We start from the raw sequence: 26,069 nt of genomic DNA, 5'->3' as shown, positions 1-26,069 counted from the left end.
TGCACAGCCGGTTCACGGACGGTTCACGGACGGATCACGGACGGATCACGGACGGTTCACAGGGGTGCGCGGCGGGTCCCACGGATGGGACACCGGCCCGCCGCGGCCGGCCCGCCGCCGCAGCCGACCCGTACGCGCCGCCGCACCCGGTACCCGCCCCCCGCCGCACCCGGTACCCGCCCCCCGCCGCACCCGGTGCGGCCCCCGGCACCCCGGGACCCCGGACGCGCCGGGACGCGCCCCCGGGCCCGGGCCCGGGCGGCGGTAAGGTCCCCGAGTGCTGAGAAGACGTCCGCAGGTGTGGTGGTTGCTGGTCCCGTACGTGTTGTACCTGGGGGCCCTGCCGTGGGTGAACCGGGTGGAGCCCGTCGTGTTCGGGCTGCCGTTCCTCTTCCTCTGGATGCTCGGCGCGACCCTGCTGACGCCCGTCGCCGTCTGGCTGACCCGGCGGGGGGACCGCCGGTGAACGCCGTCGTCGCCACCTCCGTCTTCGCCGGCTTCATGGTGCTCACCGTCGCGCTCGGGCTGCTCGCCCTGCGCGGGCGCGGGGGCGGAGGGGGCGGGCTCGCCGAGTGGTCCGTGGGCGGGCGGAGCCTCGGGGCCGTCTTCATCTGGGTGCTGATGGCGGGCGAGGGCTACACCAGCTTCAGCTACCTCGGCGCCGCCGGCTGGGGCTACAACTACGGCGCGCCCGTGCTGTACGTCGTCGCGTACATGTCCTGCGGGTACGCCCTCGGCTACCTGGTCGGCCCGACCCTCTGGGGGTACGCGCGCCGGCACGGCCTGGTCGGGATCACCGACATGGTCGCCCACCGCTTCCGGCGGCCCTGGCTCGGCGCGCTCGTCGCCGTCCTCGCGACCGTCTTCCTGCTGCCGTACATCCAGCTCCAGATCACCGGCATGGGGGTGGTCGTCTCGACGATCTCCTACGGCACGATCAGCCTGAACTGGGCGTACTTCATCGCTTTCGCCGTCACCACCGGCTTCGTCGTCGTCAGCGGGCTGCGCGGCAGTGCCTGGGTGTCGGTGCTGAAGGACGTCATGGTCATCGGGACCCTCGGCTTCCTCGCGATCTACGTACCGGCCCACTACTTCGACGGGTACGGCCCTTTCCTGGACCGCCTCGTCTCCGAGAAGAGCGAGTGGCTGACGTTCCCCGGGCACGGGGACAGCGGGCTCGGCGAGGCGTGGTTCGTCAGTACGTCGTTCCTGAACTCGCTCACCGTGGTGATCTTCCCGACCACCGTCGCCGGGTACCTCGGCGCCCGGAACGCGGACGTCCTGCGGCGGAACGCCATGTGGCTGCCCGCCTACAACGTCCTGCTCTTCGTCCCGATGCTGCTCGGTATGGCCGCCCTGTTCGTCGTACCGGGGCTGGTCGGGGCGGACTCGAACCTCGCCCTCTTCAAGCTCGTCACCGACTCGCTGCCCGCCTGGGCGGTCGGGGTCGTCGGGGTCGCCGCCGCGCTCTCCTCGATCGTGCCCATGGCCGTTTTCATGCTGGTCATCGGCACGATGTGGGGGCGCAGCGTGCTCTCCCTCGTACCCCGCTGGCAGCAGCGGCAGAAGGGTGCGGCGCAGATCGTGGTCGTCGTGGCCGGCGGGCTCGCGCTTCTCCTCACCTACACCGCGCCCAACACCCTCGTGCGGCTCTCGCTCATCTCGTACGAGGGGATGGCCCAGCTGCTGCCGATGGTGCTGCTGGCACTGGTGTGGCGGCGGCTCACCTTCACCGGGGCGTTCAGCGGGCTCGCGGTCGGCGTCGCCGTGGTCTGTGTGCTCGTCTTCAACGGGAACGACCCGGTGTGGGGCGTGAACGCCGGGCTCGTCGCGCTGGCGGCCAACCTGGCGGTCGCGCTGGCGGTGACGTACGCGGGCCCGCGGGACCGGGACGAGCGGCCGGACGACGAGGTGCTCGCCCGTGACGAGATCGAGCCGGCGGCCGAGGCGACGGCCGTCTGAGCCGCCGAGGGGCGGCCTTGGACCGCCCGGTGTGATCCAGGTCATCGTGTATAACGGCTGGAGAGGTCCGTGGCCGGGACGTGTCCGGCGGCGGACCGGCACGAGCGGTCCGAGAGCGGCACGGCGGAGGAACAGGAGGAGCCATGAGCGAGGCGTACCCGAGCACCGACGCGTACCCCGGTCGCCTCCGTGGTGCCTTCGCGCGCCTGCTGCGGCCCGCGGGCCTGCTGGTCCTCTTCGTCGCCGAGATCCTCCTCACCGAGGGCGGCAGCCTCTCCGCCGCCGTCGCGCTCGCCGCCACCGCCGCGGCGGGCTCCGCGCTCCTCGCCTGCTCGGTGATCAGCGCGCGGTGCGCCGTTCCCGTCCTCCGGACGCAGGTCCGCACCGCGTTGAGGGACCGGGCGCGACGCACCGCGTTCCTGCCGCAGCGGGATCCGGACGCCAAGGGGCGTACCCGCCCCCGCGCACCCGGGCGTGCCGTCCTCCGCACGGCCGCCGCGTAAGGCTTCCGCTTCTTCGGAACTCCGGCCTCCGGGCCTCCGGACCCGACGTCGACGCGCCCCTCCACGGGTGCCCGTCCATCGATCCCGTCCGCCGGTCCCGTACGAAGTCCACGCGCCGCGTCCGTACTCGCGCGCGCCGGCACGCCGCCGTGCCCCGCGCCGAACGCCCCGCGTTCCGACTCCGCACGTCACCGGCACGACGAGACCCCTCGGAGGGCTCCCCATGTCCGCGTTCATGTCCGCTTTCGCGAGCCTGGTCGGCGCGTTCGCCGACCTGCTCCACCCGCTGTTCCAGTCGGCGTCCGCCGCCGCGGCGATCATCCTGTTCACCGCGCTCGTACGGCTCGCCGTGCACCCCCTGTCGCGCGCCGCCGCGCGCGGGCAGAAGGCCCGTACACGCCTCCAGCCGCAGATCGCGGAGCTGCGCAAGAAGCACGGCAAGAACCCCGAGCGCATGCAGAAGGCGCTCATGGAACTGCACAAGGAGGAGCAGGTCTCGCCGCTCTCCGGCTGCCTGCCGAGCCTCTTCCAGATGCCCGCGTTCTTCCTGCTGTACCACCTCTTCTCCAGCACGCGGATCGGCGGCGAGGCCAACGAACTCCTCGGCCACCAGCTCTTCGGGGCGCCGCTGGGCGAGCGCTGGCACCACGCCCTCGCCGAGGGCGGCCTCTTCGGCGGCCAGGGGCTGGTCTACCTCGGCCTCTTCGTGATCGTCGCGGTCGTGGCCACCTTCAACTACCGGCGTACAAAGCGTCAGATGGCCCTCAACCCGGTGACCCCCTCGACCGGCCCCGACGGGCAGCCGGTACCGGGCATGGGCGCGATGACGAAGGTGATGCCGCTGATGTCGTTCTTCACCCTCTTCACCGTGGCCGTCGTGCCGCTCGCGGCGGCCCTGTACGTCGTCACCAGCACCACCTGGACCGCGATCGAAAGGGCCTACCTCTACCGCGACGCCCCCGCCGCCGGAGCGACGATGGCTTCCCTCGCCTGACCCGCTCATCCTTTCTCCGCTTGGGATGATGGGGTCACGGGTGAGTCCAGGGCTTGAGCGCGCCTTGCCAAGTGATCGGATGTCTTGCAGTCTGAGCAGGTGAGGACGGGCTGCGCGGGTGCGGGTTCCGGCTGCAGGCCGGTCGCACCCCGTCGGGCCGGTACCCCTCTCCACCCAGGCATCCGAGCCCAGGAATCTCTACCCAGGGAGTGGCACCCGTGAAGTTGCTTCGAGTCGGCACGGCGGGAGCGGAGCGTCCGGCCCTGCTCGCGGAGGACGGAACACTGCGCGACCTGTCGGGGGTCGTCCCCGACATCGACAGTGCGCTGCTCGCCGACGAGCACGGGCTCGACCGGGTGCGCGCCGCCGCGGCCGACCCCGCCTCGCTGCCCGAGCTGGACCCGGCCGGGCTGCGGACCGGGGCGCCGCTCACCCGCATCGGCAAGATCATCTGCATCGGGCTGAACTACCACGACCACGCGAAGGAGACCGGCGCGGCGATCCCCGCGGAGCCGATCCTCTTCTTCAAGGCGCCCGACACGGTCGTCGGCCCCGAGGACACCGTCCTCGTGCCGCGCAACAGCGTGAAGACCGACTGGGAGGTCGAGCTCGCGGTCGTCATCGGCCGCACCGCCCGCTACCTCGACTCGGCCGAGGAGGCGCTGGAGCACGTCGCCGGTTACGCCACGGCGCACGACGTCTCCGAGCGCGAGTTCCAGATCGAGCGCGGCGGAACCTGGGACAAGGGCAAGAACTGCGAGACCTTCAACCCGCTCGGCCCCTGGTTCGTGACCGCCGACGAGATCCCCGACCCGCAGGCGCTGCCGCTGAAGCTCTGGGTCAACGGCGAGCTGAAGCAGGACGGCACCACCGCCGAGCAGATCTTCCCGGTCGGCGAGGTCGTGCGCTACCTCAGCCACTTCATGACCCTCTACCCGGGCGACGTGATCAACACGGGCACCCCGGCAGGCGTCGCGATGGGCCACCCGGACCCCAAGCCGTACCTGCGGGCGGGCGACGTCGTCGAGCTCGAGATCGAGGGCCTGGGACGCCAGCGCCAGGTGCTCAAGGACGCGTGACACGCCGTACGGACGCCCCGGGGCCCCGCGCGGATGTCATGTCGGACGTCGATGCGCGGGGCCCCGGGGCATGCGGACGGGTGCGGGTCCGGGTCAGCCTTCCAGCGTCGCCAGGAACTCCTCCAGTCCCTGGACCACCAGGGCGTGGTCCTCGGCCTGGGGGAGGCCCGAGACGGTGACGGTGCCGACGACGCCCGCGCCGTCGACGGTGATCGGGAACGACCCGCCGTGCGCGGCGTACGTGCCCAGCGGCAGGCGGGAGGAGTCCTCGAAGGTGGTGCCCTTCGCGCGGAAGCGGGTGCCCACGAGGTAGGAGCTCTCGCCGTACCGCTCCACGACCTTGCGCTTGCGGTCGATCCAGCCGTCGTTGTCGGCGCTGGAGCCCGGGAGCGCGGCGTGGAACAGTTGCTGCGGGCCGCGCCGGATGTCGATGGCCACCGGGGCGTTGCGTTCGCGGGCCAGCCGGACGAGCAGGGTGCCGAGGGTGTACGCGTCCTCGTACCCGAAGCGGGGCAGGGTCAGCCGGCGCTCCTGGGCGAGCAGTTCGGAGACGGTCGGCGCGTCGGGGCGGTTGCTCATGCCTGCGCCTCCTTCGCGGCCGGCGTGCCGGTGGGCTGGGCGGGGTGGGCGCCCGGCTGCGGGACCAGGGTGACGGAGACGCCCTCCCGCGCGGAGCGGCGGGCCGCCTCCAGCACGTCCAGGGCGGCGGCTGCCTCCAGGGCGGTGACCGGGTTCTCACCGGTGCCGCGCAGCGCGGCGGCGACGGCCGCGTAGTACGCGGGATAGGCGCCGGGCAGCGTACGGACCGGGACACCGCCGCCGGTCAGCGGCGACTCGCCCGAGCCGAGCCGGCCCCACAGGCTCTCGGATTCCTCGCCCCACGGCTCCTGGCCGGCGCCGGGGCGGCGGCCCTCGCGCAGCGCCGCCTCCTGCGGGTCCAGGCCGTACTTCACGTAACCGGCCTGCTCGCCCAGCACCCGGAAGCGCGGGCCGAGCTGGGCCGTGGTGGCGCTGGCGTACAGGTGCGAGCGGACGCCGCTCGCGTGGGTGATCGCGATGAAGGTGTCGTCGTCGGTCGCGGCGCCGGGGCGCCGGGCGTCCGACTCGGCGTACACCCGCACGGCCGGGCCGAACAGGACCAGCGCCTGGTCCACGATGTGGCTGCCCAGGTCGTAGAGGAGCCCGCCGATCTCCTGCGGGTCGCCCGACTCGCGCCAGCCGCCCTTCAGCTGCGGGCGCCACCGCTCGAACCGGGACTCGAAGCGCTGCACCGCGCCGAGCTCGCCGTCGGCCATCAGCCGGGCGATCGTCAGGAAGTCGTTGTCCCAGCGGCGGTTCTGGAAGACCGAGAGCAGCAGTCCGCTCTCCTCGGCGAGCGCGGCCAGCTCGCGCGCCTCGGCGGCCGTACCCGCGATCGGCTTGTCGACGACGACCGGCAGCCCGGCCGCCAGGGCGGCCTTCGCGACCGGGACGTGCGTCTTGTTCGGGGTCGCGATCACGACGAGGTCCAGCTCGTCCGCGCGCGCCCACAGCTCCTCGGGCGAGTCGGCGAAGCGGACGGCGGGGAACTCGGCGCGGGCCTGCGCCCGGCGCTCCTCGTTCGACGTGACGACCGTGTCGAGCACCAGGCCCCCGGTCGCCGCGATCAGCGGCGCGTGGAAGACGGAGCCCGCCAGGCCGTAGCCGACGAGAGCGACGCGGAGGGGATCGGTGGAAGTCATGCCTCCCACTTAAGCAACGCTGTTGCCAAAGTGCAAGCGGTGCCCACAATGGGGTGGTGAACACCAGCGATACCAGCGATCCCCGCAACGCCCCCGGCGTCGGCGCGCGCAACGGTGCCGGGGTCAACCTCCCGGCCCTGCGCCACCACAACGCCGCCCTCGTGCTCGACCTGCTGCGCGGCGCGGGCGGCGACGGCATCAGCCGCCTGGAACTGGCCGAGCGCACCGGGCTCACCCCGCAGGCCGTCAGCAAGATCACCGCCCGGCTGCGCGCCGAGGGCCTCGCCGCCGAGGCCGGCCGCCGCGCCTCCACCGGCGGCAAGCCGCGCACCGTGCTCCGGCTCGTCCCGGACGCCCGGTACGCCGTCGGCCTCCATCTGGACCGGGACGAGCTGACCGCCGTCCTCGTCGACCTCGCCGGTACGCCCGTCGCCGTCCGCACCGCACCCCTCGACCTCGGCGCCCCGGCTGCCGAGGTCGTCGCGGGCGCGGCGGACGCGGTGGCGGAGGTGAGCGCGCGGGCGGCAGCGAGCGGTCCGGCCGGCGAGGCGTACGGCCCCGGGCGCCCCGCCGTCCTCGGCGTCGGCGTGGCCCTCCCCGGCCCGCTCGACCACCGCGACGGGGTGCTGCACCGGGTCACCGGATTCCCGCAGTGGGACGGGTTCCCGCTCCGCGAGGCCCTCGCCGCCCGCACCGGCCTGCCGGTGTCCGTGGACAAGGACACCAACGCCGCCGCCCTCGGCCTCGCCCTGCGCGACCCGGGCGCGGGCGACTTCGCCTACCTCCACCTCGGTACGGGCCTGGGCGCCGGGCTCGTCCTCGGCGGCGCCCTGCACCGGGGCGCGCGCACCGGCGCGGGCGAGTTCGGGCACCAGACCCTGCAACTGGACGGTCCCCCGTGCGGCTGCGGCGGACGCGGCTGCGTCGAGGCGCTCTGCCTGGCGGCGGTGGACCGGGGCGACGTCGCCGAGGCCGCCCGGGTGCTGGGCGCCGGGGCCGCCAACCTCGTCGCGCTGCTCGACATCGACCGGGTGGTGCTGGGCGGGCGTACGGTCGCGGCGCACGAGGACGCCTACGTACGCGGCGTGCGCGCCGTGATCGAGGAGCGCGCCCGGCGCGAAGGCGTCGGGACGCCCGTGCCGGTCGCGGTCGCGGGCGGCGGCGACCGCCCCGTCGCCGAGGGCGCCGCCCAGCTCGTCCTCGGTCCGCTCTTCGGGCGGACGGCGGAGTAGCGGGACGGCGAAGGAGCGGGACGGCGGAGTAGCGGGAGGGCGGAGTAGCGGGAGGGCGGAGGAGCGGGACGGCGGAGTAGCGGGACGGCGAAGGAGCGGACGACGGGGAAGAGCAGACGTCCGGGGCGCGGGAGGAGCGGGGGACGGATGCCTCGGCGGTGGAGTGACGGGGCGCCGCCGGGCGGGTGGTCTCCGGCATGTCGGTGCGATGTTCGTACGTATGCGTGGCAGCGTCTCCGCCGACACGCCGGTGACTCCGCGCACCGGTCACGACGCGCCGGTGGTTCCTCCGCACCGGCCACGACGCGCCGGTGGTTCCTCCGCGCCGGTCGTCCGTCCGCGAGCTGCGAAGGGTGCCTCCCATGCCCCCCAAACCTCCCGCACGACTGCGACCTCCCGCGCGACTGCGCGACGGACGCGCACTCACCTCGCTCGGCCTGGCGGCCGGGATCGCCGTACCGGGCGCGCTGCTCGGCGGCCCGCCGACCTCCGCGACGGAACACTCCGCCACCGCCACCGTCCTCGCGGACCAGCCGCCCGCCTGCGGCGACCCGGACACCAGGGACTTCCCCATCGACACCCGTATCCACGGCGGCCCGGACACCTACGCGTCCGGCGGGGGATACGGGATCTGGTACCTGGACCTCGTCAACACCACCGCCGAGTCCTGCCGCGCCCTCCACCCCGTACTCGTCCTGACCGACCAGGACCGGCAGTTGACGCCGGACCAGATCCAGCTCGCGTACGCGGAGCGCGCCGGCACCGGGACGGGCGCGGGCACCGGCGCCGAACACCGGGTCAGCTGGGAGACCACCGACCGGAACGAGCAGATCGGGGTCTTCGGAAGCGGCGAAGGGGGCGACGACTTCGAGGGCTTCACCGTCCCCGCCGGGCGCACGGTGACCGTCCGCGTCCGGATGGCCTTCACCTCCGACACCCGGCCCGGAAAGGTCGTGGCCAACGCCGCCATCGTGCAGCGCCGCCCGGCCGCGGCTCCCGAGGGCGCGGTGACGGACGGTTCCGTCGTGGCCCCGGACGGGGACTGGGTGGGAGAGTCGGAGGACTACCCGTTCTCCATCGTCGAGGGGGACATCGAAGGCGGCGCCGACCTGGTGCTCCCGGACGAGTCCCTGCCCGACGAGGCCGTGCCCGACGAGAACGTCACCGACGAGGCCGTCACCGACGGGCCGTCCTTGGACGACCTCCTGGCCGGTGCGGACGCGGACGACGAGCCCGGCACCGGGGCGGAGTCGGGGGCCGTCGACACGGACACGGGCGCCGGCACGGGCGCGGACGGCGGGGGCGGCGCGACCGGCACGGACCGCGGTACCGGAACGGACAGTGCTGCCGGCACCGGCCCAGGAACCCGACCGGAAGGCGCCACCGCCCCCGGTGCGGGGTCGGGTTCAGGTACCGGCACAAGGCCCCCGGCAGCCGTCCCCGACTCCGCCACCCGTCCCGATTTCCCGACCGGGACCGGCCCCACCGCACCCCGCCCCTCCGCCGCGTCTCCGGGCGGCGACGGCCTGTCGCGCGACGCCGCCGGGAACCCGTTGCCCGAGCTCGCCAGGACCGGCCGTTCCGGCCGTGCGGCGGCCCTGCGTACCGGCGCGATGGCCGCCGCGCTGCTGCTCGCCGGTACGGCCGCGCTGCTGCTGGCCCGACGGATGCGGCGCGGCCGGGGCTGAGGCGCGGACGTCGCACCCACGCCCGCCGCAAGCCCCCGTACGCTGACCGATCTTGATACGCCGTGCACCGCCTAAACTCGGGGCGTCGGCGCTGCACACCGCGGTGCCGCCGGCGTCCCGCACCTCGTGTGCACCGTGCGTACGGCAGGAGTCCGTGTGATGGCAGAGCGCAAGCCGATCGAGTCCTGGTTGACCGACATGGACGGGGTTCTCATCCACGAGGGCACCCCCATTCCCGGCGCGGACGCGTTCATCAAGCGGCTGCGGGAGTCCGGAAAGCCCTTCCTGGTCCTCACCAACAACTCCATCTACACCGCCCGCGACCTGCACGCCCGGCTCAGCCGCATGGGCCTTGCCGTTCCGGTCGAGAACATCTGGACCTCCGCGCTGGCGACCGCCCAGTTCCTGGACGACCAGCGTCCGGGCGGCACGGCGTACGTCATCGGGGAGGCGGGGCTCACCACCGCGCTGCACGACATCGGGTACGTCCTCACCGACCACGACCCCGACTACGTGGTGCTCGGCGAGACCCGTACGTACAGCTTCGAGGCGCTGACCAAGGCGATCCGGCTGATCAACGCGGGCGCCCGCTTCATCTGCACCAACCCGGACGAGACCGGCCCGTCCGCCGAGGGCCCGCTGCCGGCCACCGGGTCCGTCGCGGCCCTGATCACCAAGGCCACCGGCAAGGAGCCGTACTTCGCGGGCAAGCCCAACCCGCTGATGATGCGGACCGGGCTCAACGCCATCGGCGCCCACTCCGAGACCAGCGCCATGATCGGTGACCGGATGGACACCGACGTACTGGCCGGGCTGGAGGCCGGGATGGAGACGTTCCTGGTGCTCACCGGGCTCACCACCACCGCCGACATCGACCGTTACCCCTTCCGCCCGTCCAACGTGGTCGACTCCATCGCGGACCTCGTCGACCTGGTCTGACGCCGGTCCGAGCGTCCCGCCGTCATCGGCGTGACGCGCCACGCCGTCGCCGGTCCGATGCCACGCCGTCGCCGGTTCACCGCCGGTCCGTACCGCCACGCCGTCGCCGGTCCGATGCCACGCCGTCCCCCGACCGGGCGACAGCGGATGCGGGAAGCGGGCGTACGGGTGAACCTTCCAGCAGGAGGTTCACGATGCGTTCACTGCCCCTCACCATCTGTGCTACTGCGGCGGTCGCGGCGATATCCGTCTCCGCGCCCGCCGTTTCGGCTGTTCCGTACGGCGACGGCACCCTCAGGGTGACCCCGTCCACCATCGCCCCCGGCGGCGAGGTCGAGCTCTGGTCCGACGCCTGCGGCAGGGGCACGGAGGGCCTCGGCACGTCCGACGCCTTCGTCTCCTCGGTCCGGTTCACCCCCGCCGACGGGAAGGGCCTGCGCGCCGGGGCCCGCGTCCGCGCGGACGCCGAGGCCGGCCGGTACGACATCACCCTGCGCTGCGAGGGCAAGGGCGGCGGGGGCGGCCGGGCCTCCGGCACTCTCACCGTGGTGCACCACGCCCGGCCGACCCCGGTCGCCCCCGTCCGGGCCGGAGGCGGCGGTACCGCCGTCCTCGCCGGGCAGGGCGGGGACTCCGACGGTCCCGGCCTCCCGCAGGCCGTGGCCGGACTGGCCCTCGCCGCCGTCGCCGCGGTCGCCGTCGCCTTCCGCGGCGCGCGCCGCCGCCGTCCGGCCGCGGACTGACGTGCCCGCCCCCGCCCGCCCGGCAGGTACCGGGCGGCTGTTCACCGGAGTGGTCTGGGCCGTGCTCCTGCTCGGCCTCTGGCTCTGGGGCCGCGAAGGCGCCGCAGGACCCGGAGGCAGCTCCGCACCGACCACCGGCGACGTCGCGGCGGTCGGCCGCCCCCTCGGGGCGCCACTGCCCCCGGCGCACGACCCGCTGGACGGTTCCCCGCCGCGCGAGGTCGAGATCCCGTCCGTCGGCATCGACGCCCCCGTCGTCGGGCGCGGCCTCGACGGCGAGGGAGCCGTCGACCCGCCCCCGTTCGAGACTCCGGGGACCGTCGGCTGGTACGACGGCGGAGCCGAACCCGGCACCGCCGGGGCGGCGCTCATGGTCGGCCACGTCGACACGGAGACCGGTCCCGCCGTCTTCTACGGACTGAGCGACACTCGGCCCGGCGCCGAGATCCGGGTGACCCGGGCCGACGGCACGGTCGCCGAGTTCACCGTCGACGACGTGCAGGTCTTCACCCGGGAACGCTTCGACGCGCAAAAGGCGTACGGGCCCCGTCGGGACGGCCGGGCCGAACTCCGGCTGATCACCTGCGGCGGTACGTACGACCGGGCGGCACACGCCTACACCGCCAACGTCGTGGTCTCCGCCTACCTCACGGGCGAGGACTCCGGAGCCTGACCCGCCCCCCGGCCCCGCCCCCCCGGCCCCGCGCCCCCCGCCCCCGCCCGCCGTGCCCGCCCGGCCCCGTCCGGTGGCCGCTCCCCTTCCCGGAGCGGCCACCGGACGGGGCCGCCGCCGTGCGCGCCGCCCCGCGCCGCCCCGCGCCGCCCCGCGCCGCCCCGCGCCGCGCGGATCGGCGGGCCCGCCCGGGCCGTGAGGTGTTCCGGGGCGTCCGTGCGGGGAGAATCAACCAAGGCGCTCCGTGACGGTTTGTCTTCGGAGAGTCACCGGTACGGGGTGGCGCGCGCAGGCCGCGCGACCCCGGCCGGCGCGCCCTCGGCGGCGCCGGGGACATGACGGGATGGCGCGCGGAGGCGCGCGGAGATACGGAAGGTGGAAGCGAGCCTCGCGGTGTGCGCGAGGCAGGGGCGGACGCCCCGGCGGGAGCCGGGCAACGAACAAGGCCCCCTCACGTGAAGTGAGAGGGCCTTGACTCTGCGTGCGCCGCCAGGGACTCGAACCCCGGACCCGCTGATTAAGAGTCAGCTGCTCTAACCAACTGAGCTAGCGGCGCCTGCTGACCTGGAGAACATTACCGGATTCCGCAGCATGCTCTTGACCATTTCCCATGACGCCACGCCCTGTCGCATGGTCGTTTTTTCTCTTTGATCCGTCAAAATGCGATTTGTCACGAGAGTTGGGACATCCGCGCCCGCCGCGGAGTGCCTCAAAAAATCTTGGCGAGTCCGGAGGGGAATCGACATGACCGTCCCGGTCTTCACGGAGTACGAACCCACGGCCGACTGCGGCTGCGCCGGCTGCGCCCGCCGACGCCGTACGGCGGCGGCCCGGACCCTGCCGCCCCGCATGGGCGGCCATCCCGCCGCGCACGGAGCACGCCGCGCGCTGGTGCTGGCGACGGCCGCCGGGGTGGTCCTCTCCGCCGGCGCCGCCGAGGCCGCCGCCCCGGCGGGCCACACCGCCGGGCCCGTCCGCGCCGACGACGCGACCCGCCCCGGGTCCGGCACCCCGCAGGGGCAGGCCGGACCCCTCATGGGCGCCGGGGCCTCGGGGCCGGCCGCCACGGCGGCGCCCCTGGCCCTGCGGGCCACCACCCGCAGCGAGATCATCGCCCGCGCCAAGACCTGGGTGGCCGCGAAGGTGCCGTACGACATGGAGAAGTTCTGGTCGGACGGGTACCGCCAGGACTGCTCCGGCTACGTCTCGATGGCCTGGGACCTGGGCGGCAACGAGTGGACCGGCAGCCTCTCCTCGTACGGCACGCGGATCGCGCGCTCGCAGCTCGAGCCGGGCGACATCCTGCTCTTCCACAACCCGGCCGACCCCAACAAGGGGTCGCACGTCACGATCTTCGGTGGCTGGACCAACAGCGCCCGCACCCAGTACATGGCGTACGAGCAGACACCCCCGGCCACCCGCAAGAAGGCCACGCCCCTCGCGTACTGGAGCAACTCCGACCAGTACCTGGCCTACCGCTACAAGGGTCTGGCCCGGGGATCCGGCGGCGGCTCGTCGGCGGGCTTCCCCGGCGCCGCCACATTCGGGCCGGGAGCCCGCAACGCCCACGTCACGCGGCTCGGCGACATGCTGGTCGCGCGGGGCGGGAAACGTTTCTACACCAAGGGCCCCGGACCCGTCTGGGGCGAGGCGGACCGGCGCGCGACCCGGGCGTTCCAGCAGGCGCAGGGGTGGAAGGGCGCGAACGCGGACGGCCTTCCCGGCCCGGACACCTGGCGCCGGCTCGTCGACGGCACCGGGAAGAGCATCCCGGCCACCGGTGCGTCAGGCGCGCCGAAGACGGTTCCGGCGTTCCCCGGACGGGGCTATTTCAAGCCGGGTCAGTCGAACGCCCATGTCGAGCGGCTCGGCGAGCAGTTGGTGAAGAAGGGATTCGGCAGGCACTACGTGTCGGGACCCGGCCGCCGCTGGACCGAGGCTGACCGGCGCAACGTGGAGGCGTTCCAGCGCACCCAGGGCTGGCGGGGCCGCGTCGCGGACGGCTACCCGGGTCCGGACACCTGGCGGCGGCTCTTCTCCTGAAGGAGCCGACGGACCCGAGGTGCCCGGGCGAGCTGGGAAACCCGGGACCCGAGGTGCCTGACGGGCCTGAGGGCCGTCCGGTGGATCGGCGGATGGGCTGCTCCGGGACGCCCGGAGCGCGGAAAGGGAACGGTGGGGCGTGTACGGAGACGAGGAAGACCGCGTGGGGGCGGGCCGGGCAGCGGGAGACGGTACGGACGCGGGAGCGGGCCGGGGACCGGACCCGGGCCTCGCCGGGGACGGCGATCCGCGTACGGGGGGCGGCCCTGGCGCCGAGGGGTCCTGCGTGGACGTGGTGCTGGAGCTCGCGCACGGCGGTGCGGAGCCCGCCTCGATGCACACCGTCTCGGCCACGGTCTCGGTGCCGTCGGCCGAGGCGTCCGGAGCGGAGGTGCCCGGAGCGGAGGTGCCCGGGGGCGAGGAACGCGCGGCCGAGGAACCCGCGGCCGAGGCGCTGCCCGTCGGTGAGGTGCCGGTCGGTGAGGTGCCCGCTCCGGCCGACGGCTTCCGTGAGGATCTCCGGCGGGGCACCGGCCGTCGCCGGTCCGTCATCGCCAACGAGGCCACCGCCTCCATCCCGGTGCACCTGCTCTTCCGCGACGAGCCCCGCGACCCCGACGACCGGACCGGGTTTCTCCCGCGCGCCGGGATCGGCGACCCGCACCGCACCGCCGGTGTCGCCTCGCTGCCCGTCGCCGTGGCCCGGCACATGCTGCCGGCCGGCCACTCCGTAGCCGGGGCGCGGCGCCCTCCCGTACCGCGCTCGCCCCAGGTGCGGCCGCCGACCCGGCCCGCGCCGGTCGCCGATCCCCGGCTGCGCGAGCGCCCCGGTCCGGCGCTGCCCGGCTGGGCGGCCGTGCTGACCGGGGCCGCCGGCTGCGCCGCCGTGCTGGTGGTCCTCTGGTGGGCGGGCGCGCTGCCGGGACAGGCGCTGACCCGGCTCGACGTCGGGCCACGCCCGTACCAGGGCATCGGCATCGGCCTCTGGGCGGTGCTCGCGGTGCTCGTGACCGTGGTGCTCTTCGCGTTCGGGGGCCTCGGGCGCGGGCGGGTCGGGTACGCCCTGGTGCTGACCCTCTTCGGCGACTACCGGGGGACGGTCCGGCGCACCGGGCTCTTCTGGGTCTCCCCGCTCCTGCTCCGCCGCCGCACCGACGTACGGCTGCGGCACTGGCGGAGCGAGCCGATGCCCGCCGTGGACGCGAACGGCACCGCACTGCGCGTCACCGTCCTCGTCGTCTGGCGCGTCGAGAACACCGTCCGGGCGGTCCTCGGGGTCGCCGACCACGAGACGTACCTGCGGGAACAGGTCGAGGCGGCGATGGCCCGGGTCCTCTCGCAGCTGCCCGCCGACGCCTTCCACGAGGACGCCCCGACGCTGCGGAACGCCGAGGCGGTCGGGGACGCGCTGACGCGGATGCTGAAGGCGGACTGCGAGCCGGTCGGGGTGGAGGTGTACTCGGCCCAGCCGACCGGGATCGAGTACGCCCCCGAGGTCGCGGCGGCCATGCAGCGCCGCCGCGTCGCGGCGCTCGACGCGAGGCACCGGGACAGCGTGCTGACCTCCGTGGTGGACGCGGTCGACGACACCGTCAACCGGCTCACCACGCGCGGGCTCGTCGCCCTCGACGACTACGAACGCAAGTCCCTGGTCAGGGACTTGACGGTGGCCTTCTACACAGGACGGGGCGGGGGCGATGGGATCTGAGGGGCCCGGGGTGTGGGTGCGGCAGCGCAGCACAGCGAAACGGAACGGCACCACCCAGTGGTCTGGACTTGTTCACGACACGTCAATACTGTGGGAGTTGGTCTAGACCGCACGACCGCGCGCTTCACGAGCAGTGCTCACCGAGAAGTCCCCCATGTCCTGAGGAGCGAAGCATGCGTAAGAGGGCAAGCGCGGCCGTGGTCGGCCTGGCGATCTTGGGCGCTTCGGCGCTCGCCACCAGCAGCGCCAGCAGCCACGGCTACACCGACAACCCCATCAGCCGCCAGAAGCTCTGTGCCAACGGCACCGTCACCAACTGCGGCAACATCCAGTGGGAGCCGCAGAGCGTCGAGGGCCCGAAGGGCTTCCCGACCGCGGGTCCGGCGGACGGGGCGATCTGCTCCGCCAACCACGGCGAGTTCGCGCAGCTCGACGACCCGCGTGGCGGCAACTGGCCCACCACGCAGGTCACCGGCGGCCAGTCGTTCAACTTCCGCTGGCAGTTCACCGCCCGTCACGCCACGACGGACTTCCGGTACTACATCACCAAGCAGGGCTGGGACCCGACGAAGCCGCTCACCCGGGCCTCGCTGGACTCGCAGCCGTTCCTGACGGTGCCGTACAACAACCAGCAGCCGCCGGCCACGCTGACCCAGACCGGCACCATCCCCAGCGGGAAGACCGGCCACCACCTCATCCTGGCGGTGTGGACGATCTCGGACACCGCGAACGCGTTCTACTCGTGCTCGGACGTGAAGTTCTGATCCCGGCGCCGGAGACGGGTGGGTGCTCGACGGCCCCCGTACCGGCACGGGTGCGAGAAGCGCCGGACCGGGAGACACCGGCGTGAGCCGGACGGGGTGCGCGGCCGGCGACGGCCGGACGTGATGCCCCGAAGATGAAGCGCGGCCGTTCGGGCGGGACGGCCGAGCCCACGGAGACACCTGAAGAACAGCAGAACGCAGTGGGGCGGTCTCCGGTGCCGGAGACCGCCCCACTGTCGTGTCGTGCGCCGCCAGGGACTCGAACCCCGGACCCGCTGATTAAGAGTCAGCTGCTCTAACCAACTGAGCTAGCGGCGCCTGCTGACTCGAAAATAATACCTGGTCCGGAGGGGTGCTGATGACACCCCCGTCCCGGGGCGGGGGTGGGGGCGCCCGCGCTGTGGCCCGTGGGCCGTTCCGCGCCTCCTGTCGCGCCTCCGCTCCCCTTCCCGCCGCCTTCGCCCCGCGCCCGCCGCTCTGCCCGCGATGTCCGCCGGGCTTTTCCCCTGCCTCCGCGCTGCCCGCAGTGCCTCCGTCCCCTGCCTCCGTTCCCTGCGCCTCCGCCCCGCGCCCGCAGCGCCCCCGCCGCACCTCGCACCCGCGAGAACGCGCCAGTCGTAGGGGGGTGCGTCAGCCAAAGTAAGTTTCTTACGTAAGTGATCTTTCTTTTTGCGTTCCTTCTTGTCACGCTGACTCCGTGATGAATCGAAGGATCTCCGAAGTCGCCGCGTACGCGGGCGTCAGTACGGCCACCGTCGGCCGCGTCCTCAACGGGCGTACGGGCGTGTCCGCCCCCACCCGCGAGGCGGTGCTGGCCGCCCTGGACGTGTGCGGCATCGAGCGGCCGGCGGGAATGCGCGGGGAGCGGGCGGCGCTGATCGGGCTCGTCGTGCCCGACCTCCAGAACCCGGTCTTCTCCGCGTTCTCCGAGGCTCTGTGCGTGCTGCTGGACCGGCGGGGACTCATTCCCGTGCTCTGCACACACAGCCAGGACGGGGTCTCGGAGGCGCACTACATCGAGATGCTGCTACGGCAGAACATCGGCGGAATCGTCTTCGTGGGCGCCAGTTACGCCGACGCGGGGCCGGAGCACGGCCGGGCGCTGCGGGACCGTGGGGTGCCGATGGTGCTGGTCAACGCGGCGGACGAGAACTCCGGCGTGGCCCAGGTGCGGGTGGACGACGCGCTCGCCGCCGAGCAGGCGCTGGCCCACCTCGCCGCACTCGGGCACGAGCGGATCGGCATGGTCCTGGGGCCCGGCGGGCACGTCCCCTCGGCCCGGAAACTCGCCGGTTTCGCGGCCTTCTGCAGCCGCCGGGGCGCCGCGCCGGAGGAGTGGCGGAGGCTGGTCGCGCACGCCCTGTTCACCATGGAGGGCGGGGCCACCGCGCTGCCCCGGCTGCTGGCCGAAGGGGTCACCGGGATCGTTTGCGCGAGTGACGCGCTGGCCCTCGGCGTCATCCGAGGGGCGCGTCGGCAGGGGCTGCGGGTACCGGAGGACCTGTCGGTGGTCGGCTTCGACGATTCCCCGTACATGGTGGCCACCGACCCTCCGCTGACCACCGCCCGGCAGCCGGTCCAGGCCATGGCCGCGGCGGCCGTGGCAGCCCTGGTGGGCCAGATCGAAGGGCGTGCGGATGCGAACGAACTCCTGATGTTCGACACCGAGCTGATCGTGCGCGGCTCGACGGCGGGCCGTCCCCGCTGAGGTGTCCCGCCGGGATCCGCGGATGGGTGCCGTCGGACAGCTCCGTGTTACCGGTGCAAGCCCTCCTGATTACCTTCTTGCGCAGATGCATTGACTTCTTGCGTAACGGGCTTCTACCTTCAGCGCTGTCCGCGTGCACCGGGTCCCGCAGTCCGGGGGCACCCCTGAGGAAGGCGATTCGCATGAATGGCATGGCCGGCGTCAGCAGGCGTCAACTTTTCGGTTCGGCGACCGCGCTCGCCCTGGGCCTGGCCCTCACGGGCTGCGGCGGTTCCTCCGGTTCCTCGTCCGGCGTGGACGAGAACGGCGTGGTCACGGTCAGCGTGAACGGCATGCCGGCCAAGACGCAGCCCGAGGACCGCAAGGACTTCGAGGAGCTGGTCAAGCAGTTCGAGGCCGCCCACCCCAAGATCAAGATCGATGCCCGCGAGGGCCAGATGGACCCGAAGACCTTCGCGGCCAAGCTCGCCGGCGGCCAGCTGGAGGACGTGTACTACGTCTACTTCACCGACCCCGCCGGGCTCATCCAGCGCCGTCAGGCCGCCGACATCACGAAGTACCTCAAGGACGTCCCGTACCTGGACCAGATACGTCCCGCCCTCCAGGACGTCTTCAAGGGATCCGACGGCAAGATCTACGGCCTGCCCACCGGCAACTACTCCCTCGGCCTCGTCTACAACCGCGCCCTCTTCGAGAAGGCCGGACTCGACCCCGACAAGCCGCCGACCACCTGGGAGGAGGTGCGCACCGCCGCGCGGAAGATCAGCGCGCTCGGCGACGGGACCGTCGGATACGCCGACTACAGCAAGAACAACCAGGGCGGCTGGCACCTCACCTCGTGGATCTACTCCATGGGGGGAGACGTGGCCACCCAGCAGAACGGGAAGTGGAAGGCCGCGTTCGACAGCGAGGCGGGCCGCAAGGCGCTCCAGGCCCTGCACGACATGCGCTGGACCGACACGTCCATGGGCACCCGCCAGCTGCTGGAGATCGGCGACGTCCAGAAGATGATGGGCGCCGGCAAGCTCGGGATGTACATGGCAGGCCCGGACAACATCCCCACCATCGTCAAGCAGTTCGAGAGCAAGTACGACGACTACGGCCTGGCGGCCCTCCCCGGCACCGCGACCCTCGGCGGCGGCGACGGCTTCATGTTCAACCCGAAGGCCTCCCCGGAGAAGATCAAGGCCGGGCTGCAGTGGATCCAGTGGAAGTACCTCAACCCGGACCGCGAGGAGGAGAACGTCAAGAAGTTCTCCGGCCTCGACGTTCCGATCGGACTCCCGCAGCCCAACCTCTTCGACGGGGCGGCGCAGGCGAAGAACGACGCGATCCACGCGAAGTACGCCAATGTCCCGCAGGGCAACTACCAGCCGTTCGTCGACCGCAGCGACGACGTCGCCGTCAAGGTCGAGCCGCCGAACGCGCAGCAGCTCTACACCGTCCTCGACGGGGTCATGCAGGCCGTGCTGACCAAGGAGGACGCCGACCTCGACCAGCTGCTCGCCGACGCCGCGAAGCGCGCCGACTCCATCCTCGCCACGGTGAAGTGATCATGGCCGGTCGACCGCTCCCCACCTCCCCGGCGCGCGCCGACGCCCGCGACCGGACCCCGGCACGGGACGGAGCCCCGGCACCCGCCGGGGCGTCCGGGCCCGCCGCGAAGTCGCTCGTCCGCCACGGGCGGACGAGCCGGACCCGGGCACCGTCCGCGGGCCCGGCCGGCCGGGACGGGGCGGCGACCGCCCGCTTCCGGCGGCGGGTGCGCGAGAACCTCGTCGCGTACCTCTTCCTCGCCGCCGGGCTGATCTGCTTCGCGCTCTTCTCCTGGTACCCGATCGTCCGCGGCATCCTGCTCGGCTTCCAGCAGGTCACCTTCGCCCAGCCCGCCGAGTGGGTCGGACTGGACAACTTCCGCCGGCTCTTCGAGGACCCGCTCTTCCTCACCGCCTGGAAGAACACCGGCTGGTTCACTCTGCTCGCCCTGGTCTTCGGCTTCGCCGCCCCGTTCGCGACCGCCGTCGTCCTGAACGAACTGCGGCGCGGCAAGGCGTACCTCCGGATGACCGTCTACCTGCCCGTCATGCTGCCCTCGGTCGTCACCATGCTGCTCTGGCGGTGGTTCTACGATCCGGGCCCCGGCCTCTTCAACAACGTGCTGGACGTCTTCCACCTCCCGCCCCAGCAGTGGCTGGAGTCGGAGAACCTCGCGATGGTCTCCCTGGTCCTCGTCTCCACCTGGGCCAACATGGGGACCACCACCCTGATCTACCTCGCGGCACTCGGCGGCATCCCCGGCGAGCTGTACGAGGCGGCCGAGCTCGACGGGGCGTCGATCCGGCGGCGGCTGTGGCACGTCACGATCCCGCAGATGCGGTTCATCCTGATGATCACCCTGCTGCTCCAGGTCATCGGCACCATGCAGGTCTTCGTGGAGCCGTTCGTGCTGACCGGCGGCGGACCCGACGACGCCACCGTCACCGTCCTGCTGCTGCTCTACCGCTACGCCTTCGTCTACAACGACTTCGGCCTGGCCAGCGCCATGAGCACGCTGCTCTTCGTGGTGCTCGGCATCTTCGCCGGCGTGTACCTGCGCCTGACCCGGAGCAAGGGCTGAGAGGAAGAGTCATGGCCGCCGAAACACCCACCCGCACCCTGATCGCGCCCACCGAGATGAACCGGCGCGTCGGCAGGTTCCTCCACCGCTTCGTGCTGACCGCCACCCTGATCGGCTTCACCCTCGCCTTCGTCTTCCCGCTCTACTGGATGGCGTCCGGCGCGCTGAAGTCGTCGAGCGAACTCGCCGCCCCCACTCCGACGCTCGTTCCGCAGAGCTTCCACCCGGAGAGCTACACCGACGCCTGGACCAACGTCGGGCTCGGCCACTTCTTCCTCAACACCTTCGTGCTCGCGCTGGGCGCCTGGCTGACCCAGCTGCTCATCGACGTGACCGCCGCGTACGCGCTCTCCAAGCTGCGCCCGCTCCTCGGCAACGTGATCCTCGGCATGATGCTGGCGACCCTGATGCTGCCGGTGTCCGCGCTGCTGGTGCCGACGTACCTCACCGTCGTAGACGTACCGATCCTGCACGTCAACCTGATCAACACCCCGTTCGCCATCTGGCTCCCGGCGGCGGCCAACGCCTTCAACATCTTTCTCCTGAAGCGCTTCTTCGACCAGATACCCGCCGAACTCCTCGACTCCGCACGGATCGACGGCGCCGGCACGCTCAGGGTCCTGGTCTCCGTGGTGCTGCCGCTCTCCCGGCCGGTCCTCGCCGTCGTCTCGATCTTCGCGGTCGTCGGCGTCTGGAAGGACTTCCTCTGGCCGATGCTCGTCCTCCCCGACGAGGCGAAGCAGCCCATCACCGTCGCACTCAACCGGCTGGCCGAGTTCATGCCCGCCAACCAGCTGCTCGCCGGAATGGTCATGGCCAGCATTCCCCTGCTGGTCCTCTTCCTGATCTTCCAGCGGCACATCATCGCGGGCCTGACCGCAGGCAGCCTCAAGGGCTGACCCGCGCGCCACCGGTCCCTCTCGCGAGCACCACCCCCCTACCCCCGCACGTCCAGGGACCCCACCCACAGGAAGGGCACACCGCTGTGTCTCCTGCACCACGCCGGCGCCCCCGCGCCGTACGTCTCGTCGTCCCCCTGCTCCTGTCCATGCTCGGCGCCCTGCTGCTCGGCGCCACGACCGCGGCCACCGCGCAGGCCGCCACCACCGCACTGGAGGCCGAGTCGGCGCAGCTCTCGGGTGGTGCGGTGGTCTCCGCCGAGCACTCCGGCTACACCGGCACCGGGTTCGTGGGCGGGTTCACCGACGCCCACAGGGGCGCCGCCTCCGTCACCTTCGCCGTCCAGTCCTCCGCCGCCGGGATCGGCTCGGCCTCGCTGCGGTACGCGAACGGGACCGGCGCCGCGATGACGCTGAGCCTGTACGTGAACGGGGCGAAGGTCCGCCAGGTCAGCCTCGCCCCGACCGCGAACTGGGACACCTGGGCCACCCGTGACGAGCAGGTGACGTACGCGCAGGGCGCCAATACCGTCGCGTTCACCTTCACCACCGCCGACAGCGGCAACGTCAACCTCGACGGCCTCGCCGTCACCACCGGCACCGGCGGTGGCACAGGCACGGGTTCCTCCGGCCTGGAGGCCGAGTCGGCGCAGCTCTCGGGTGGTGCGGTGGTCTCCACCGAGCACTCCGGCTACACCGGCACCGGGTTCGTGGGCGGGTTCACCGACGCCCACAGGGGCGCCGCCTCCGTCACCTTCGCCGTCCAGTCCTCCGCCGCCGGGATCGGCTCGGCCTCGCTGCGGTACGCGAACGGGACCGGCGCCGCGATGACGCTGAGCCTGTACGTGAACGGGGCGAAGGTCCGCCAGGTCAGCCTCGCCCCGACCGCGAACTGGGACACCTGGGCCACCCGTGACGAGCAGGTGACGTACGCGCAGGGCGCCAACACCGTCGCGTACACCTTCACCACCGCCGACACCGGCAACGTCAACCTCGACGGCCTCGCCGTCACCACCCCGACCCACACCACGCCGGTCACCCTGACCCATCAGGCCGAGACCGCGTTCGTCTCCGGCGGGGCGGCCACGGCCGCCGCGGTCAGCGGCTACGAGGGCACCGGCTACCTCACCGGCTTCACCGCCATCGGCGCCCGCGCGGTCCTCGCGGTGAACGCCCCGTCCGCCGCCGGCTACCCGCTGGTGCTGCGCTACCGCACTCCGAACGCCACCGCCGCGACCGTCACCCTGCTCGCCAACGGCACCAAGGTCCGCGTGCTGACCCTGCCCGCCACCAACGGCGCGTGGGCGAACTTCACCACCGACGTGCCGCTGCGCGCCTCGCTCAACCACGTCACCCTGCGGACCGCCTCCGGCGACAACGGCAACCTCCAGCTCGACGGGGTCACCGTCACCGGCTCCGCCCCCAACGCCGCGCGCGGCGCGACCCTCCCGTACACGGCGTACGAGGCGGAGGCCGGAACCACCAACGCCACCACCACAGGGCCCGACCGCACCTACCTGACCGTGGCCTCCGAGGCTTCCGGCCGCCGGGCCGTGGTGCTCGACCAGACCGGCGAGTACGTGCAGTTCACCCTCACCCAGCCCGCCGACGCACTGACGCTGCGCTACTCGGTCCCGGACAACGCGGCGGGCACCGGCGCCGGCTCCACGCTGAGCGTCTACGCCAACGGCACCCAGGTCCGCGACCTGGGCCTCAGCTCCACGTACAGCTGGGTCTACGGCACGTACCCGTACACCAACACACCCTCCCAGGGCTCCGCGCACCACTTCTTCGACGAGACCCGCACCCTCACCGGCCACCTCGCCGCGGGCACCGTGCTGAAGTTCCAGAAGGACGCCGGCGACACCGCCGCCTCCTACACCCTGGACCTCGTCGAGACCGAAGCCGTCCCGGCCGCCCTCACCATGCCGTCCACCGGATTCGTCTCCGCCACCACCCTCGGCGCCACCCCGGACGACTCCACCGACGACACCGCCGCCCTCAACACGGCGCTCAGCACCGCCACGTCGCAGGGCAAGGGGCTCTGGCTCCCCACCGGTACGTACGACATCTCCGGCCACGTGGACCTCGCCGGAGCCGACCTGCGGGGCGCCGGTCAGTGGTACACGGTGCTGCGCGGCAAGAACGGCAAGGGCGGCCTCTTCGGACGCGGTGGCACCAGCAACGTCCAGGACCTCTCGATCGCCGGGGACGTCCGCTACCGCGACGACGCCAACTTCGACGCCGCGGTCGAGGGCGACTTCGGCAACGGGTCCAGCCTGACGAACCTCTGGATCGAGCACACCAAGGTCGGCCTCTGGATCGACGCGCCCACCACCGGCCTGTACGCCGCCGGACTCCGCATTCGCGACACCTTCGCCGACGGGGTCAACCTCCACAAGGGGACCACCGGCAGCGAGGTCTCGCACAGCAGCATCCGCAACACCGGCGACGACGGGCTCGCCATGTTCTCCGAGGCGCAGGCCGTCAGCAACAGCGCCTTCCGCTTCGACACGGTCCAACTGCCCCTGCTCGCCAACGCCGTCGGCATCTACGGCGGCAACGCCAACCGGGTCGAGGACAACCTCCTCGCCGACACCGTCACCGGCTCCTCCGGCATCGCGATCAGCAGCAGGTTCGCCCCCGTCCCGTTCAGCGGCACCACCGCCGTGCTGCGCAACACCCTGACGCGTACCGGCGGTTACGAACCCAACTGGGCGAGCAAGCTCGGCGCCCTCTGGATCTACGCCGACTCCTCCGACATCACCGCGCCGATCCTGCTCCAGGACAACGCCGTCCTCGACAGCACCTACAGCGGCCTTCTCGTCTCCTGGCAGAAGAACGTCAGTTCCCTCACCGTCACCAACCTGGCGATCTCTGGGGCGGGTTCGTACGGCATTGAGATCAACTCCGCGGGTTCCGGGGCCTTCTCCGGGACCACCGTCACCGGAGCCGCCGCCGGCGGACTCTCCCTGGCGGGCGGCTTCACGGTCAGCAAGGGCTCCGGCAACACCGGCTGGTGACACCCGACCGGTGCGGGCCCGCGCCCGACCGCGGGCCCGCACCACCCCGTATCCCCACAGCAAGGAGTCTCAGAGTGACCACCCCCTGGTGGCGGCACGCCGCCATCTACCAGATCTACGTACGCAGCTTCGCCGACGGCGACGGCGACGGCACCGGCGACCTCGCCGGGGTCCGCGCCCGCCTGCCGTACCTGCGCGAACTCGGCGTGGACGCGCTGTGGTTCAACCCCTGGTACACCTCGCCGATGGCGGACGCGGGCTACGACGTCGCCGACTACCGCGACATCGACCCCCTCTTCGGCACCCTCGCCGAAGCCGAGGCGCTGATCACCGAGGCCCACGAGCACGGGCTGCGGGTCCTCGTCGACCTGGTGCCCAACCACTGCTCCGACCAGCACGTCTGGTTCCAGCAGGCGCTCGCCGCCGGACCCGGCTCACCGGAACGCGAGCGCTTCTGGTTCGCCCCCGGCAAGGGCCCCGACGGCGCACTCCCTCCCAACGACTGGAACTCCTACTTCGGCGGTCCCGCCTGGACCCGGCTCACCGAGGCGGACGGCACTCCCGGACCCTGGTACCTCCACATGTTCGCCCCCGAACAGCCCGACCTGAACTGGGAACACCCCGAAGTCCGCGAGGAGTTCGAGGACGTCCTCCGCTTCTGGCTCGACCGGGGCGTCGACGGCTTCCGGATCGACGTGGCGCACGGACTGGCGAAGAAGCCCGGACTGCCCGACGTCGGCCCCGACCCGGACATCACCGACCTTCCCTACCAGGACTGCGCACCCGTCCACGACATCTACCGCTCCTGGCGGAAACTCCTCGACACCTACGACGGCGAACGCGTCTTCGTCGGCGAGGTCTGGCTCCCCAGCCCCGAGCAGTTCGCCCGCTACCTGCGCTCCGACGAACTGCACTCGGCCTTCAACTTCGACTTCCTCTGCTGCGCCTGGGACGCGAAGGCCCTGCGCGGAGTCGTCGACTCCACCTTCGCCGCCCACGCCCCGGTCGGCGCCCCGCCCACCTGGGTGCTCTCCAACCACGACACCATCCGCCACGTCACCCGCTACGGCCGCGGGGACACCTCCTTCGACATGGGCGACAAGCGGCTCCTCGACCCCAGCGACCCGGTTCTCGGCCGCCGCCGGGGCCGCGCCGCGGCCCTCCTCACCCTGGCCCTCCCCGGCGGTGTGTACATCTACCAGGGCGACGAACTCGGCCTGCCCGAGGTGCAGGACCTGCCCGACGCCCTCCTCCAGGACCCCACCTTCGTCCGCTCCGGCGGCACCGACCGGGGCCGCGACGGCTGCCGCGTCCCGCTGCCCTGGAAGACGACCGGCACCTCACTGGGCTTCTCTGCAGGAGACGCGGGAGCGGGCGACGCGCAGGCGGCCGAAGCGGAGGCGGGCGACGCGAAGGCCGGTGGCGCCGGCGCCCCGTGGCTGCCCCAGCCGGCCGACTGGTCCGCGCTCAGCGTGGCGGCCCAGGAGGCCGACCCGGACTCCGTCCTCGCGCTCTACCGCACGGGCCTGGCGCTCCGCCGGGAGCTGCTGGTCGAGCTGCCGGAGTCGCTGACCTGGGTGGACGCCGGGCCCGACGTGCTGGTCTTCGACCGGGGCGAGGGCTTCCGCTGCGTGGTCAACCTGGGGGAGGTCCCGTACGAGCTGCCCGCCGGTGCGACCGTCCTGCTGGCCGCCGGCGAGCTCGTGGACGGCGCCGTGCCGCAGGACACCACGGTGTGGCTCGGGCTCAGCCGCTGACCCATAGGTGGAAGGG

At 72.7% G+C, this 26,069-nt stretch carries 21 protein-coding genes and 2 tRNA genes; 19 read left to right on the top strand and 4 right to left on the bottom strand.

The features are described 5' to 3' along the window. Positions 1–307: 307 nt before the first annotated feature. The 5 genes from ACFZAX_RS16145 (at position 308) to ACFZAX_RS16125 (ending at position 4,538) form a co-directional block, all read left to right on the top strand. Positions 308–466 carry a DUF3311 domain-containing protein gene (locus tag ACFZAX_RS16145; protein WP_327180007.1) on the top strand — a complete coding sequence of 53 codons (159 nt, stop codon included), beginning with the start codon at positions 308–310 and terminating at the stop codon, positions 464–466. Next, positions 463–1,962, top strand: coding sequence for a sodium:solute symporter (locus tag ACFZAX_RS16140; protein WP_390962149.1), 1,500 nt, complete (start codon positions 463–465; stop codon positions 1,960–1,962). Before ACFZAX_RS16145 ends, ACFZAX_RS16140 begins: the two co-directional genes overlap by 4 nt. A gap of 143 nt (positions 1,963–2,105) precedes the next feature. Next, positions 2,106–2,465, top strand: coding sequence for a DUF6412 domain-containing protein (locus tag ACFZAX_RS16135; protein WP_390962148.1), 360 nt, complete (start codon positions 2,106–2,108; stop codon positions 2,463–2,465). Between the two features lie 223 nt (positions 2,466–2,688). Continuing rightward, complete coding sequence (locus ACFZAX_RS16130; protein WP_390962146.1) at positions 2,689–3,459, top strand: membrane protein insertase YidC; 771 nt, start codon at positions 2,689–2,691, stop codon at positions 3,457–3,459. Positions 3,460–3,677: 218 nt separating this feature from the next. Beyond that, a complete protein-coding gene (locus ACFZAX_RS16125; protein WP_390962145.1) occupies positions 3,678–4,538 on the top strand; it encodes a fumarylacetoacetate hydrolase family protein in 861 nt (286 codons plus the stop codon). 93 nt (positions 4,539–4,631) lie between these two features. Here the strand turns inward: ACFZAX_RS16125 and ACFZAX_RS16120 are convergent, their stop codons facing one another. Both ACFZAX_RS16120 and ACFZAX_RS16115 read right to left on the bottom strand, forming a co-directional pair. Continuing rightward, on the bottom strand, positions 4,632–5,117 hold the full coding sequence (locus ACFZAX_RS16120) for a heme-degrading domain-containing protein (RefSeq protein WP_390962144.1): 486 nt from the start codon (positions 5,115–5,117) through the stop codon (positions 4,632–4,634). Further along, a complete protein-coding gene (locus tag ACFZAX_RS16115) occupies positions 5,114–6,259 on the bottom strand; it encodes a Gfo/Idh/MocA family oxidoreductase (protein WP_390962143.1) in 1,146 nt (381 codons plus the stop codon). Before ACFZAX_RS16115 ends, ACFZAX_RS16120 begins: the two co-directional genes overlap by 4 nt. 56 nt (positions 6,260–6,315) lie before the next feature. Here ACFZAX_RS16115 and ACFZAX_RS16110 point away from each other — a divergent pair, with 56 nt between their 5' ends. From ACFZAX_RS16110 to ACFZAX_RS16090, 5 genes are all read left to right on the top strand, one after another. Next, positions 6,316–7,491, top strand: coding sequence for an ROK family protein (locus tag ACFZAX_RS16110; protein ID WP_390962142.1), 1,176 nt, complete (start codon positions 6,316–6,318; stop codon positions 7,489–7,491). 362 nt (positions 7,492–7,853) lie between these two features. Further along, a complete protein-coding gene (locus ACFZAX_RS16105; protein ID WP_390962141.1) occupies positions 7,854–9,179 on the top strand; it encodes a peptidase in 1,326 nt (441 codons plus the stop codon). A gap of 159 nt (positions 9,180–9,338) precedes the next feature. Next, complete coding sequence (locus ACFZAX_RS16100) at positions 9,339–10,118, top strand: HAD-IIA family hydrolase (protein WP_386894811.1); 780 nt, start codon at positions 9,339–9,341, stop codon at positions 10,116–10,118. A gap of 194 nt (positions 10,119–10,312) precedes the next feature. Then, complete coding sequence (locus ACFZAX_RS16095; protein WP_390962139.1) at positions 10,313–10,861, top strand: hypothetical protein; 549 nt, start codon at positions 10,313–10,315, stop codon at positions 10,859–10,861. Between the two features lies 1 nt (position 10,862). Beyond that, on the top strand, positions 10,863–11,534 hold the full coding sequence (locus ACFZAX_RS16090; RefSeq protein WP_390962138.1) for a class F sortase: 672 nt from the start codon (positions 10,863–10,865) through the stop codon (positions 11,532–11,534). Positions 11,535–12,016: 482 nt separating this feature from the next. On the opposite strand, the gene ACFZAX_RS16085 is transcribed toward ACFZAX_RS16090, so the two are convergent. Further along, positions 12,017–12,090, bottom strand: a tRNA-Lys gene (locus tag ACFZAX_RS16085). A 188-nt stretch (positions 12,091–12,278) separates the two neighbouring features. Here ACFZAX_RS16085 and ACFZAX_RS16080 point away from each other — a divergent pair. From ACFZAX_RS16080 to ACFZAX_RS16070, 3 genes are all read left to right on the top strand, one after another. After that, positions 12,279–13,577, top strand: coding sequence for a peptidoglycan-binding protein (locus tag ACFZAX_RS16080; RefSeq protein ID WP_390962136.1), 1,299 nt, complete (start codon positions 12,279–12,281; stop codon positions 13,575–13,577). 139 nt (positions 13,578–13,716) lie between these two features. Continuing rightward, complete coding sequence (locus ACFZAX_RS16075; protein WP_390962135.1) at positions 13,717–15,285, top strand: SPFH domain-containing protein; 1,569 nt, start codon at positions 13,717–13,719, stop codon at positions 15,283–15,285. A 173-nt stretch (positions 15,286–15,458) separates the two neighbouring features. Continuing rightward, positions 15,459–16,049 carry a lytic polysaccharide monooxygenase gene (locus ACFZAX_RS16070; RefSeq protein WP_390962134.1) on the top strand — a complete coding sequence of 197 codons (591 nt, stop codon included), beginning with the start codon at positions 15,459–15,461 and terminating at the stop codon, positions 16,047–16,049. A gap of 244 nt (positions 16,050–16,293) precedes the next feature. Here ACFZAX_RS16070 and ACFZAX_RS16065 read toward each other — a convergent pair. Then, a tRNA-Lys gene (locus tag ACFZAX_RS16065) sits at positions 16,294–16,367 on the bottom strand. Positions 16,368–16,749: 382 nt separating this feature from the next. Here ACFZAX_RS16065 and ACFZAX_RS16060 point away from each other — a divergent pair. From ACFZAX_RS16060 to ACFZAX_RS16035, 6 genes are all read left to right on the top strand, one after another. After that, entirely contained in the window at positions 16,750–17,757 is a 1,008-nt protein-coding gene (locus ACFZAX_RS16060; protein ID WP_390962296.1) for a substrate-binding domain-containing protein, read from the top strand. A 182-nt stretch (positions 17,758–17,939) separates the two neighbouring features. Next, positions 17,940–19,310 (top strand): extracellular solute-binding protein, encoded by a 1,371-nt coding sequence (locus tag ACFZAX_RS16055; protein WP_390962132.1) that lies wholly within the window; start codon positions 17,940–17,942, stop codon positions 19,308–19,310. 2 nt (positions 19,311–19,312) lie between these two features. Further along, complete coding sequence (locus tag ACFZAX_RS16050) at positions 19,313–20,374, top strand: ABC transporter permease subunit (protein ID WP_390962131.1); 1,062 nt, start codon at positions 19,313–19,315, stop codon at positions 20,372–20,374. An 11-nt stretch (positions 20,375–20,385) separates the two neighbouring features. Next, the gene (locus ACFZAX_RS16045; RefSeq protein ID WP_390962130.1) at positions 20,386–21,273 is read left to right on the top strand and encodes an ABC transporter permease subunit; all 888 of its coding nucleotides are present in this window, start codon (positions 20,386–20,388) and stop codon (positions 21,271–21,273) included. Positions 21,274–21,359: 86 nt separating this feature from the next. Beyond that, positions 21,360–24,296, top strand: a complete 2,937-nt coding sequence (locus ACFZAX_RS16040) for a CBM35 domain-containing protein (RefSeq protein ID WP_390962128.1) — start codon at positions 21,360–21,362, stop codon at positions 24,294–24,296. Between the two features lie 74 nt (positions 24,297–24,370). Further along, positions 24,371–26,053: an alpha-amylase family glycosyl hydrolase gene (locus tag ACFZAX_RS16035; RefSeq protein WP_390962127.1), complete on the top strand. Its 1,683-nt coding sequence runs from the start codon at positions 24,371–24,373 to the stop codon at positions 26,051–26,053. The last annotated feature ends 16 nt before the right edge of the window (positions 26,054–26,069 follow it).

This window comes from Streptomyces sp. NPDC008125 (assembly GCF_042957125.1).
In the GTDB taxonomy this organism is placed as follows: Bacteria; Actinomycetota; Actinomycetes; order Streptomycetales; family Streptomycetaceae; genus Streptomyces.
The sequence above is the reverse complement of the archived record's forward strand: the minus strand, read 5'-3'. Positions and strand labels throughout refer to the sequence as shown.